Annotated in this window: 12 protein-coding genes; 5 read left to right on the top strand and 7 right to left on the bottom strand. The window is 36.0% G+C overall.

Features of this window, described 5'->3' with window-relative positions; translation table 11 throughout:
- Nucleotides 1–7 precede the first annotated feature (7 nt).
- The 5 genes from mraZ to P375_RS02105 all read right to left on the bottom strand — a co-directional run bounded on the left by mraZ (nt 8) and on the right by P375_RS02105 (nt 4631).
- Nucleotides 8–466 (bottom strand): division/cell wall cluster transcriptional repressor MraZ, encoded by a 459-nt coding sequence (gene mraZ, locus P375_RS02125; protein ID WP_013745303.1) that lies wholly within the window; start codon nt 464–466, stop codon nt 8–10.
- Nucleotides 467–835: 369 nt separating this feature from the next.
- A complete protein-coding gene (gene exuR / locus P375_RS02120; protein ID WP_021461583.1) occupies nt 836–1645 on the bottom strand; it encodes a transcriptional regulator ExuR in 810 nt (269 codons plus the stop codon).
- 122 nt (nt 1646–1767) lie between these two features.
- Entirely contained in the window at nt 1768–3084 is a 1317-nt protein-coding gene (locus P375_RS02115; protein WP_039133826.1) for a TRAP transporter large permease, read from the bottom strand.
- Nucleotides 3084–3575, bottom strand: coding sequence for a TRAP transporter small permease (locus P375_RS02110; protein WP_039133818.1), 492 nt, complete (start codon nt 3573–3575; stop codon nt 3084–3086). The genes P375_RS02115 and P375_RS02110 overlap by 1 nt, the downstream gene beginning before the upstream one ends.
- Before the next feature lie 69 nt (nt 3576–3644).
- Nucleotides 3645–4631, bottom strand: a complete 987-nt coding sequence (locus tag P375_RS02105) for a TRAP transporter substrate-binding protein (RefSeq protein ID WP_039133815.1) — start codon at nt 4629–4631, stop codon at nt 3645–3647.
- 241 nt (nt 4632–4872) lie between these two features.
- Between P375_RS02105 and uxaC the strand changes: the two genes are divergently transcribed.
- Genes uxaC through P375_RS02090 form a run of 3 tightly spaced genes read left to right on the top strand, consistent with a single transcriptional unit; the run spans nt 4873 to nt 9251 of the window.
- On the top strand, nt 4873–6291 hold the full coding sequence (gene uxaC, locus P375_RS02100; protein WP_039133812.1) for a glucuronate isomerase: 1419 nt from the start codon (nt 4873–4875) through the stop codon (nt 6289–6291).
- 12 nt (nt 6292–6303) lie between these two features.
- Nucleotides 6304–7755 carry a tagaturonate reductase gene (locus tag P375_RS02095; RefSeq protein ID WP_039133808.1) on the top strand — a complete coding sequence of 484 codons (1452 nt, stop codon included), beginning with the start codon at nt 6304–6306 and terminating at the stop codon, nt 7753–7755.
- Between the two features lie 8 nt (nt 7756–7763).
- The gene (locus P375_RS02090; protein WP_039133805.1) at nt 7764–9251 is read left to right on the top strand and encodes a UxaA family hydrolase; all 1488 of its coding nucleotides are present in this window, start codon (nt 7764–7766) and stop codon (nt 9249–9251) included.
- Between the two features lie 80 nt (nt 9252–9331).
- Here the strand turns inward: P375_RS02090 and gyrB are convergent, their stop codons facing one another.
- Both gyrB and P375_RS02080 read right to left on the bottom strand, forming a co-directional pair.
- Nucleotides 9332–11752 carry a DNA topoisomerase (ATP-hydrolyzing) subunit B gene (gene gyrB, locus P375_RS02085; protein ID WP_039133802.1) on the bottom strand — a complete coding sequence of 807 codons (2421 nt, stop codon included), beginning with the start codon at nt 11750–11752 and terminating at the stop codon, nt 9332–9334.
- A 112-nt stretch (nt 11753–11864) separates the two neighbouring features.
- A complete protein-coding gene (locus tag P375_RS02080; RefSeq protein WP_039133799.1) occupies nt 11865–12356 on the bottom strand; it encodes a hypothetical protein in 492 nt (163 codons plus the stop codon).
- 114 nt (nt 12357–12470) lie between these two features.
- Here P375_RS02080 and yihI point away from each other — a divergent pair, with 114 nt between their 5' ends.
- Both yihI and P375_RS02070 read left to right on the top strand, forming a co-directional pair.
- Nucleotides 12471–13037 carry a Der GTPase-activating protein YihI gene (gene yihI / locus P375_RS02075; protein WP_021461592.1) on the top strand — a complete coding sequence of 189 codons (567 nt, stop codon included), beginning with the start codon at nt 12471–12473 and terminating at the stop codon, nt 13035–13037.
- A gap of 6 nt (nt 13038–13043) precedes the next feature.
- Nucleotides 13044–13478, top strand: coding sequence for a DUF2489 domain-containing protein (locus P375_RS02070; protein WP_013745314.1), 435 nt, complete (start codon nt 13044–13046; stop codon nt 13476–13478).

Below are 13478 nucleotides of genomic sequence, written 5' to 3'. Positions count from 1 at the left end.
AATTCACTTATAAAAACAAAGTTTTTAACTCTTCAGACGTTGCCATCGTACCACTGCTACCAATTTGAATGTCTTGTTCGATTTGCTGCTGCCATCTGTCGGCTTGCCAAATCTCAAATTTGTTAAGCTGACCGACCAGCATAATTTCTTTTTCTAGGGCGGCATGTTGTCTTAATGCGGGACTAAGCAATATACGACCGGTCTTATCCAACTCGCATTCTGTTGCATATCCCAACATAACACGTTGTAAACGTCGTCCAGTTTCATCAAAATTCGGTAATTGCAGTAATTTCTGCTCAATAATTTCCCATTCAGAGAGAGGATAAAGTAAAAGGCAAGGTTGACGAATATCGGCAGTACAAATTAATTGTCCCTGCTCTTTTTCCTGTAATTCTGCACGATAACGAGTCGGGATCGCCAAACGACCCTTTGCATCAAGATTAATCAACGATGCGCCTCGAAACATACTCGTTACCTATAAAATGAACCGAAAAAGAGAATTTATTACCACTATTTACCACAATTTACCACTTCTTGCTAAGTCTATGCTTTGAAAACCCTGATTGCAAGCGATTAGTTCAATCTTTACAAAGAATTTTTGGGGTAGTAAGGATAAGATATGAAGAAGGAATATCGTCTACTCGCTTATCACAGATTAAAAGTACAATTTCAACTTGAATAAGTTGTCTAGAATTTAACGTTAGCAGCTTAATTTATAAACAAATAAGTAAGATAACAGAGATAATGATTAAGTTAAATCTGCACCTTGATAAGTTGGTTCATCCAACTTTTGAGGTGCAGATCACTCTTATTAAAAATCTTAAATATAAAATAATTAAATATCTTTCTTATTATTTAGATTATCTGATGAAGAGAAAATACTATCTGATAAATGAATTACTGGATTATCTGAAAACATATATTTATCAATACTGATTTCAAAATCATCGTTTGCTCCATTGAACAACATCTGTTTTGTATGTTCTAAATGTCGCCACATTGCAATCTTTGCAGCTTCAGGATCTTTTTTCATTAATGCATGTAAAATATCATCATGCTCCTTACACCAACTATCAATAGAACGGGAATCAATATGGTCATGTAATTTCCGCCAATATGGGTTTAAAATTCTCTGTTGCCACATTTCTTGAACAATTGTTACTAATGCACTATTTCTTGTAATTTGTGCTATTTTTGTATGAAATTTCAAGTCCCATTCAGAATCTCTAAAACGATCTTCTTGAAGAGCATTTTTTTGAATTTCCATCAGATCAATAATATCTTCTTTTGTAACTTGTGTTGCAGCAAACTCAGCAATAATACTTTCTATTAATTGTCTTGCTTGAAGTAACTCAAATGGACCACATTTTGAAAACTCTAATCCCTTAAACTCATTCAATTGTGATGATTTCTTTGGTGATGTAGAAATCACATGTATTCCCGACCCTTTTTTTACTTCAACAAATCCTTCTACTTCCAACATAATAATTGCTTCACGGACAACTGTTCGGCTCACATCCATTTCTTCAGCAATAAATCTTTCAGCTGGCAATTTTTCTCCAACTTTATAAATTCCTGATATAATTCTATTTTTTAGATCTTGTGCCAATTGTTGATAAAGACGTTGGTTGTCATTCAACTTCATTTTGCTATTACACCTATTTCGACTAAATTATGGCTAAAATTATACCACATCTGAATTTTTTTACTTCTAACTTACAAGGTTTTTGTTGCTACAGTTATAAAAACTGTAGCAACAAACAGGTGCTATATACCTAATAAATTAGGTAAAAAGAGTGACAATTGAGGAATATAAGTTACTAATAGTAAGGATACCAATAACACCGCAAAAAACGGCAACATCGGTTTAATCAAATCTTGCAATTTAACTCCTGATACTGAACACCCTACAAACAAAGCACTTCCTACAGGAGGCGTGCATAATCCTATACAGAGATTAAAAATCATCATAATACCAAAATGCACTGGATCCATTCCTAAATCAGTAACTATAGGCAAAAAGATAGGTGTGAAGATTAATACTGCCGGTGTCATATCCATAAACACACCGATAATTAATAACAATACATTAATGATTAATAAAATGACGATTAAATTATCAGATACGCTTAATAATAAGTCGTTGATCATATAAGGAATATCAGCATTTGTCATTGCCCATGACATTGCTACAGAAACACCGATCAAAAATAATACAATAGAAGTTGTTACAACAGACTCTAAAATAATTCTTGGTAAATCAGATATTTTAATCTCTCTGTAAATAACAACAGAAAGAATAAATGTATAAACCACAGCTATTGCAGAAGCCTCTGTTGCAGTAAAAATTCCACCTAAAATTCCGCCAATTACAACGACAACCATTAATAAGCTAGGAATTGCATCCAATGCATATTTAACAACGATAGCTAATGTTGGTTTATCTGAAACAGGATAATTACGTTTTTTCGCAACAACATAATTAACAACCATAATACCTAATCCCATAAGGAATCCCGGAACATAGCCAGCCATAAATAAAGTTGCAACAGAAATACCACCTGCAGTCAACGCATAAACAATCATAACATTGGAAGGTGGAATCAATAAACCTGTAATACAAGAAGATACATTAACTGCAGCAGAATAAGATGGATCATAACCTGCCTGCTTTTGTAATGGTGCCATTGTACCACCTACTGCGGCAGCTGCAGCCACTGCAGACCCAGAAATAGATCCAAACATCATATTAGCCATAACATTGACATGCCCTAAAGAGCCTGGAATCCTACCAACTAATATTTGAGAAAAATTAATTAATCGTGTTGCAATTCCACCACTATTCATTAATGAACCAGCAAGTATAAAAAATGGTATTGCTAGTAAAGAAAAACTATCCAATCCTGTCGCTACTTTTTGTCCCGAAACAATCAAAACAGTCTTAAAGGGAAGCATAAATCCCGCAGCTACACAAGTTGCTATTCCAATAGAAAATGAAATTGGTACTCCTAAGAACACTAGAACAAAAAAGGATACAAACATTGCTAAAGGAACAAACCATTCCCAAGATAAAAGCCATTCCATTATTTAGTCTCCTTCAATTCAGCCACATTTTCAATTAAGAAAATTAAGCTATAAAACATCATTAATACCCCACTAATCGGTAATACGATATAGACATATGCCATAGGAATTTGCATAGAAGAAGATATTTGTCCCGATGCATAAACATTCAAAACTAAATTAATTCCACCAAATACCATTACACCTAAAGAAAAAAGAAAAATACATATGTTTATAAAAATATTACTAATTGCTTTTTTGTAATGGGTCAAATTATGTGTAAAAAGATCTATAGATAAATGTTTTTGCAATCCTACAGTATAGGCAGCCCCTAATAGCCCTACCCATATCATACTAAAACGAGCCACTTCATCTGTTACCGTACTAGGAATTTGCAAAACATATCGGCTGAAAACTTGCCAGGTAACACAAATAACAAGCAATACCATAACAATAACCGAGAATGTTGAAATAAACATATCAATATACTTTTTCAAATTGGTTAAAAGCATATAACTCTTCCTCCCTAAATATGAATAAAAAAATCTCCTTATCCATTTATTATGGATAAGGAGAAAATATTATTTATTCGATTCTTTTATCTGTTTAATGATCTCTGCCAAGCTAGGGTCTTTATTAAAATCATCATACAATGGTTTTAATGCATCTCTAAATGGTGTTTTATCTACAGTAATAAATTTTGCACCTGCTTTTTTCGCTTCTTCAGTTGAACGCGCTACTTCTTCATCCCATAATTTTTGTTGATAAATTTCTGAATTATGAGCTGCTTCAGTTAATATTTCTTTTTGCTTATCATCTAATTTATTCCAAGTTTTAGAAGAAATAATTAAATAATCAGGAACACTTGTATGTTGATCTTCAATATAATATTTAGCAACTTCAACATGTCGAGTTTGATTATATGATGGAATATTATTTTCAGCCCCATCAATTACACCTTGCTGCAAAGCAGTATATACCTCACCAAATGGAATTGGTGCTGGTGCTGCACCTAATAATTCAATTAATTTATTTGTAGTCGGTGTTGAAACAACACGAATTTTTAATCCTTTCATGTCAGCAGGAGATTTTATTTCTTTTTTAGCATAAAAACTTCTTGTTCCTGCTACATACGAAGCCAATACATTAAATCCGCTTTTTGTTGTTTTATCTGTAATTTCTTTACCTATAGAACCAAATAAAACCTTTTTAAAATGGTTTTCATCATCAAATAAATAAGGGCAACTAAATACAGAAAACTCCTTTACAAATGCCTCCATTTCACTTGCACTAGCTTTAGTCATATCCAAAGCATCATTTTGAATTAATTCAATTGTTTCTCTCGGACCTCCCATTTGTCCACTAGGATAAATACGGATTTTTAATTCTCCATTTGATTTTTCCTGTACTTCTTTAGCCATTTGCTCTAATGCTTGATGTACAACGTGAGATTGATCCAAGTTATGTGCTAACTTCAAAGTTACTCGTTGAGCCAATACACTATTACTAGAAAATAACATTGGCAATGCCAAGCAAAATCCGGATAAAACAAGTTTATTTAGTTTCATAAGCTATCTCCAAAAGTGAGTTAAATGTATGACAAATTTTTCATTAAATGTATTTAAACATTTAATATGATTTTTAAAACCTGACTAATGCTAGCATTTATAGCAACAAGATGTCATACATATTTATCAAAAATGAGATCGATCTCACAAAAAAAATATATTTCTATTTTAAAATTGGTATAACACGTTTAATATATTATCCATTCCTATTCCACCAATAACCTATAATGGAGATCAAAAAATGAATGTATTTATCAATGATGACTTTTTATTAGATACAGAATTCTCTAAACAACTTTTCTTTGAATATGCTGAAAATCAACCTATCTTTGACTATCATTGTCATTTGCCACCAGAACAGATTGCAACAAACTACCAGTTCAAAAACTTATATGATATTTGGTTAAAGGGAGACCACTATAAATGGCGAGCCATGAGAACTCATGGTGTTGATGAACGTTTTTGTACAGGAGATGTTAGTGATTACGATAAATTTTTAGCATGGGCAGAAACTGTACCATATACTATCGGTAATCCCCTTTATCATTGGACTCATCTTGAATTAAGAAGACCTTTCGGCATTACGGACGTTTTGCTCTCACCAACTACTGCTGATAATATTTGGCAACGTGGCAATGAATTACTACAACAAGAAAATTTCTTTGCTAAAGGTATCATTGAACAAATGAATGTAAAATTTATTGGTACCACTGATGACCCTATTGATGATCTTCGTTTCCATAAACTTATCGCAGAAGATAAAAGTTTTACTACTAAAGTTGCACCAAGCTTCCGACCAGATAAAACAATTAATATTAATTTACCGACCTTTAATCGCTATATCTCCCAATTAGCGAAAGTATCCAATATTGATATCTGTCGTTTTTATCAGTTATGTAATGCGTTAGAACAGCGTATTGACTATTTTGCACAACACGGTTGTAAAGTATCTGACCACGCATTGGATGTGGTTGTTTACGCTGAAGCTACAGAAAATGAACTGGATCAGATTCTACAGAAAAAACTTTCCAACCAAGAACTGGAACCTATAGAAATTGCCAAATTTAAAACCGCTATTCTTATATTCTTAGGCAACGAATATCATAAACGTGGTTGGGTTCAACAATATCACATTGGCGCATTACGTAATAACAATACATTAATGTTTAATCAATTAGGACCGGATACAGGTTTTGATTCAATCAATGATGAGCCAATAGCACAAGCACTTTCCCATTTATTAGATGCTCAAGCAAAAAATGATCAATTACCAAAAACTATTCTTTATTGCTTAAACCCTAGAGATAATGAAGTATTAGCTACAATGATTGGAAATTTCCAACAAGCTGGCATTAAAGGGAAAATGCAATTTGGTACAGGTTGGTGGTTTAACGACCAAAAGGATGGAATGATTCGCCAAATGACCCAATTAAGTCAACTAGGCTTACTCAGTCACTTTGTAGGAATGCTCACCGATAGTCGTAGCTTCCTTTCTTATACTCGTCACGAATACTTCCGCCGTATTCTCTGCCGAATGATTGGTCATTGGGTTAAAGATGGTGAAGCACCTAACGATATCAAACTATTAGGTGAAATGGTTAAAAATATCTGTTTTGACAATGCACGTGATTACTTTGCTATTGAACTAAATCAAAAATAAAAGGGGATAACTATGAAACAACTCAACCGTACAAACTTTCCGGGAAATCAATATCCAACAAAAATCATTCAATTTGGTGAAGGCAATTTCTTACGTGCTTTTATTGATTGGCAAATTGATTTATTAAATGAAAAAACTGATTTTAATAGCGGTGTAACTATTGTACGCCCGATTAATACCGATTTTCCGCCGTCATTAAACACCCAAGACGGACTTTATACCACTATTATTCGTGGTTTAAATGAAAAAGGCGAGGCGGTAAAACAGGCGCGGATTATTCGTTCAGTCAATAATGAAATTAACCCTTACCAACAATTTGATGATTACCTTCAATTAGCTCATAACCTTGATATTAAAATTATTTTTTCTAATACCACTGAAGCAGGTATTAGTTATCACGAAGGTGATAAATTAACTGATCGTCCAGCTGTAAGTTATCCAGCAAAATTGACTCAACTTCTCTATGAACGCTTCAAAGTTGTTAATGGTGATAATACTCAAGGTTTTATTTTATTGCCGTGTGAATTAATCGATTATAACGGCGTAGCATTAAAACGTCTGGTGCTCCGCTATGCACAAGAATGGCAACTACCAACCCAATTTATCGATTGGCTAGAACAGGCAAATACTTTCTGCTCTACTTTGGTAGATCGTATTGTTACCGGTTATCCCCGCAATGAAGTAGAGCAACTCACTAACGAACTCGGCTATCAAGATCAATTCTTAGATACCGCTGAATATTTTTATTTATTTGTGATTCAAGGTCCAAAATCTTTAGAAAAATTGTTCCGTTTGGATCAACTTAAACTGAATATTTTAGTGGTTGATGACATCAAACCTTATAAAGAGCGCAAGGTGGCTATTTTAAACGGAGCGCACACTTCATTAGTACCGGTTGCATACCTTTCAGGTGTGGATTATGTTGGAGATGCAATGCAAGATCAACAATTGCGCCAATTTGTGATCAATACTTTAGCACAAGAAATTATTCCGGTACTCTCTTTACCACAAGAAGAATTACAACATTTTGCCGATGCAGTTATCGGACGTTTCCAAAATCCATTTATTCAGCACGCACTATTATCCATTTCCCTAAATAGTATGACCAAATATCGTACTCGTATTCTGCCACAATTATTAGCTTATCAGCAAAAATATAAAAAATTACCAGCTCGCTTAACATTCGCATTATCAGCACTTATTGCTTTTTATCGCGGAAAACGTGATCAACAAATTATTCCATTGAAGGATGATCAAATTTGGTTAGATCATTTTGCAGACTGGTGGCAACAATGGGAGCAAAAAAAGCTTTCCACTAAACAGTTAGTTCAAAACGTTTTAAGCCAAACTGAACATTGGCAGCAGGATTTAACACAGATTCCTGATTTAGTGGATAACGTTGCAGAAAAACTTGATGCTATCCTCAATAAAGGAATACGTAATTCACTATCACAATATTGTTAGAGGAAATTATGAAGCAGTTTATTCAAATTCAAACACAGGATAATGTTGCTGTTGCTTTACAAAATTTGACCGCAGGCACGGTTATTCCTCCTGCTGATAAAAAAATTATTCTAAAACAAGATATTCCACGTGGACATAAATTTGCTATAAAAGATATTGCTGAACAGGAAAACATTATCAAATATGGTTACCCAATCGGACACGCCAATTGTGCTATTGCGTGTGGTGATTATGTGCATACACATAATGTTAAAACCAATTTAAACGATATTAATGACTATAGCTATCAACCAAACTTTCCAGCAATTAGAATTAATGAGGCAGATCGTGAAGTACAACTTTATCGACGTGCCAATGGTGATGTTGCTATCCGTAACGAACTTTGGATTATCCCGACTGTCGGTTGTGTGGTCGGCATCGCTAATCAAATTCGCCAACGATTTTTGCAACAAAATCCGGCTGATGACATTGATGGCGTATTTACCTTTTCTCACAGCTATGGTTGTTCACAACTTGGTAATGACCATCAAAACACCAAAGTGATGTTACAAAATATGGTTAAACATCCTAATGCCGGCGCTGTATTGGTGATCGGTCTTGGATGTGAAAATAACCAAATTGATGCCTTTCGGGAAACTTTGGGCGATTACGATCCTCAACGTGTGAAATTTATGGTGTCGCAACATTTTGAAGATGAGGTCGAAGCCGGATTGGAATTATTGCAGCAACTCTATCAACAAATGCGCAATGATCGCCGCCAAGCAGGGAAATTAAGCGAAGTGAAATTCGGTTTGGAATGTGGTGGTTCTGATGGGTTATCTGGCATTACCGCCAATCCATTGTTAGGTAATTTCTCTGATTACCTAACCTCTCACGGCGGAACAACAGTATTGACTGAAGTTCCAGAAATGTTTGGTGCAGAACGCATTTTGATGAGCCACTGCCGCGATCAAGAAACTTTCGATAAAACCGTTGCTATGGTAAATGGCTTTAAACAATATTTTATTTCTCACCATCAACCTATTTATGAAAATCCCTCTCCAGGAAATAAATCAGGTGGGATTACAACATTGGAAGATAAATCCCTCGGTTGCACACAAAAAGCAGGACACAGCCAAATTGTTGATGTATTGAAATATGGCGAACGCCTCTCCAAAGCAGGCTTAAATCTATTGACTGCCCCAGGAAATGATGCTGTAGCGACCAGTGCATTGGCAGCTTGCGGTTGTCATATGGTGTTGTTCACCACCGGTCGTGGCACACCATATGGTGGCTTTGTGCCAACAATGAAAATCTCTACCAATAGTGAATTAGCACAACGAAAACGCAACTGGATTGATTTCAATGCTGGGCGCTTAGTTGAAGACATTGATATGCCTCAGTTATTGAATGACTTTATTAATAATGTTGTTGAAATCGTAAACGGAAAACCAACAAAAAATGAAATAAACCAATTTAGAGAACTGGCAATATTTAAGAGTGGAGTAACTTTGTAGAAAAACGTTGTAAATAACCCAATACAAAAACGGCATAACCTACATTACAGTAAGTTATACCGTTTTTTTAATAGCTAAAATTAAATGTCTAAATTAGCGTGCAATGCATTAGTTTCAATGAAATCACGACGAGGTTCAACTTCATCTCCCATTAAAGTAGTGAAAATTTGGTCTGCCGCCACCGCATCACGAATGGAAACTTTTAACATACGACGCGCTTCCGGATCCATTGTCGTTTCCCATAATTGCTCAGGATTCATTTCTCCCAATCCTTTATAACGTTGTACAGACAAACCTCGACGAGATTCTTTCACTAACCAATCAATTGCTTGTTCAAATGAAGTAATGTTAAAACGGCGTTCACCACGAGTAACATATGCTCCATCTTCAATCAGGTTGCGTAATTGATGACCAAGTTTCAATAATAATGCATATTCACTGCCTTCGATAAAGTGGAAATCCAAGGCGTAATCGGTATCAATACCGTGAGTACGCACGGTAATCACTGGCTCATATAAATGACGTTCAGCATTATATTGCACTTTTGAAGAATAATGTGTGCCGTGTTGTTCTTTGCGGCTCAATGTTGCTACTAGCGTATCCACCCAACTCTTCACTTCCGCTTCTTGCTGCATTAATGCCGGTGTTAAATCATCCTGATAAATCAACTCCCGCAAAATTGCCGCTGGATAACGGCGAGATACACGATTAATCATTTTATTAACTCGATTATATTCCGCTACCAAATTTTCCAGCGGTAATCCTTTCATTGCTGGAGCAGTCGAGTTGACATACAACGCCGCACCGTCTAACGCAATCGCCAATTCATATTGGGTCATTGCATCGTCATCTTTAATATATTGTTCCTGTTTACCTTTCTTCACTTTGTAAAGTGGCGGCTGAGCAATATAAACGTGTCCACGTTCAATCAATTCCGGCATTTGACGATAAAAGAAAGTTAATAACAGGGTACGAATATGTGAGCCGTCCACATCCGCATCAGTCATAATAATAATGCTGTGATAACGCAATTTGTCCGGATTATATTCATCACGACCAATACCACAACCCAATGCGGTAATCAGTGCAGCAACTTCCTGAGAAGAAAGCATTCTATCAAAACGGGCTTTTTCAACATTTAAAATTTTTCCTTTTAACGGCAAAATTGCCTGATTTTTACGATTACGTCCCTGTTTTGCTGAACCACCTGCCGAATCTCCTTCCACAATATAGAGTTCTGATAATGCAGGATCACGCTCCTGACAATCCGCTAATTTGCCCGGCAATCCTCCCAAATCCAATGCACCTTTACGACGAGTCATCTCTCTGGCTTTACGTGCTGCTTCCCTTGCGCGGGCAGCATCAATAATTTTTCCTACAATAATTTTGGCATCATTCGGATTTTCCAATAAATATTCTTGCAAACGCTCACCAACAGCGGATTCGACTACACTTTTCACCTCTGAAGAAACCAATTTATCTTTAGTTTGTGATGAAAATTTCGGGTCTGGTACTTTAACGGAAACAATCGCAACTAATCCTTCACGAGCATCATCTCCTGCCATTGCCACTTTCGATTTTTTGTTGTAACCCTCTTTTTCCATATAATTATTCAGTGTACGCGTCATTGCAGCACGGAAGCCAGCTAAGTGAGTACCACCATCACGTTGCGGAATATTGTTAGTAAAACAGTATAAATTTTCTTGGAAACCATCATTCCATTGCAATGCAACTTCCACGCCGATACCATCCTTCTCGGTATTAAGATAGAAAGGTTTACTATGAATCGGATTTTTATTTTTGTTTAAATATTCCACAAATGCTTGAATACCACCTTCATAATGAAAATGATCGGAACGGTTAGTACGTAAATCTATTAAACGAATGGATACGCCTGAATTCAAAAATGAAAGCTCACGCAAGCGTTTAGATAAGACCTCATATTGGAATTCAGTGTCGCTGAAAATAGACGGACTTGGCCAAAAACGCACAGTAGTTCCGGTTTTATCACTCTCACCGATAACTGCCAATGGTGCCTGTGGTTCGCCCAAACGATAAAATTGTTCGTGAACGTGTCCTTCACGGCGAATGGTTAGCTGTAACTTGTCGGAAAGTGCATTTACCACCGACACCCCTACGCCGTGCAAACCGCCTGAAACTTTATAAGAGTTGTCGTCAAATTTACCGCCGGCGTGCAATACCGTCATAATCACTTCCGCTGCTGAAACGCCCTCTTCTTCGTGAATGCCGACCGGAATACCACGCCCGTCATCCTGTACGGAAACGGAATTGTCTTCGTGAATAGTCACCACAATGTCTTTACAATAACCGGCTAAAGCTTCATCAATCGCATTATCAACGACCTCGAACACCATATGGTGCAAACCTGTACCATCATCGGTATCACCGATATACATACCCGGACGTTTACGCACCGCATCAAGCCCTTTTAATACTTTAATACTTGATGAATCGTAAGAATTTGACGTTTGATTTGACATAATTATTATCTCTAGTTTTATTCAAAAAATTAGGCTGAATTATAGCAGAAAAGGGCTTTAAATCCTAGAACATACCGATTTTATCACTCTTGTTTTCTGGAGAAACAATGCCTTAACTCAGGCATTGCCGTGCAAATTGTTCGCTGGATTGATCTAACCAACTTCGATTATGGGATGGGGTTTGATTTTTCATATCTCGTAATGCATCATAAATTGCCTGTTCCAATGTCGGAATGTCAACTTGTTGCCAACAATTCAAACGTTGAAAATTGGTCTGTAAATCAGCTGCAAAAATAATGCCGCTGTAATAATCATAAATATAGGCATCAAAACCTTTACCTTGCTCATAAAGCTGATGTTTTAACTCTGAAATCGGCTGTTTATATTTACCATTAAACCAATCAATAACACCATGTACAAAAGAATCAACATTAAAATGTTGGTTGACTCGCCCATAGTAAGTCTGTTGTGTGACCTGATAAACCGGTGCATAAGTGCTTTTTACGATCTGTTGCGATGGCAAACCAATCACTGGCTTTACTTCATTCTGCTGTACACAGGCAGCTAACAACAAAATTACTGTTATAAAAAATACTTTTTTCATTTTCTTATGTGTCCTTTGATATAAATCGCTAATATACCTCAAGCAACGGATGATAAATTTTACAATTCAGTGTTATAATCGCAACTTAATTCATCCTTATAACAACTTTTAATTATGAGTCGTCAGAAAAAAACAAGAAAAATCAGTGATTTAATGCCTGCACGTAAACAGGATAAAACCGATATTTCCAGCACTAAAAAAGGTAAAAAACCAACAAGATATGAGTTGGATAACAAGGCTTGGGAAGAAAAACGTAAGAAAAAACATAAAGGTCGCCCTTCCGGCAGCCGTTATGCTAACGCTGAAAAAGCGGATATGATTGTGGAGAATGTCAAAAAAGATCCGCGTGTCGGCAGCCGTAAGAAAATCCCACTCATTGTGGAAGAAGTGAATCAGCAACAAAACAGATCCGTTGAACCCATTGAGATTGTCATTCGTCCGAAAAAAGAGCGTTCCGCCGAACAGGAATTATTTGAATTGGAAAATAACGAAATTCTGAATCAATTGCTTGATCAACTCGAAGCGGGAGCAAAACTTTCGAAGAAAGATCAAGAATTCGTTGATCAATGTTTAGATCGTATTGACGAATTAATGGCAGAATTAGGTATTGAGCCGGAAGATGACGATGAGCAGGATCTTTACCATCAATTTGAAAAAATCAATATCAACCAATTTAAATAAATTACGATGAATATTTCAGTATTACTATTAATTGTTGGCTGTGTCATTATCATTGCAATGGCAAGTTATCTTATTTGGCTACTGCTTGCCATCAAAAAGCAGAAACGCTTATTACAGCAGGCTTATCAACAGCGAATGGATCGATTGTTAGAAAGTATCGAAATTATAGCCAAAGCAATGTTGAGTGATGAATGCAATCATTCCGAAGGTGTGTTACGCTTAAAACCGTTGTTGGAAGCCTATGGCAAAATTCAGCTGAATGCCTTCCCTGCGATGCAGGAGCTTTACCTCACCGTTAGAGATATGCCGATTAAGGAAGAACGTCAGGCATTGGATAAAAAAGAGAGAAGGAAGCTCGATCTCACCAGAGAAAGTAAAGAAGCAAAATTAGAAAAGCAAATCAAGTTGGAGTTGCCTCAATTACTTGAGGGGCTTAAATAA

This window comes from Gallibacterium genomosp. 2 (assembly GCF_000771895.1).
In the GTDB taxonomy this organism is placed as follows: Bacteria; Pseudomonadota; Gammaproteobacteria; order Enterobacterales; family Pasteurellaceae; genus Gallibacterium.
The sequence above is the reverse complement of the archived record's forward strand: the minus strand, read 5'-3'. Positions and strand labels throughout refer to the sequence as shown.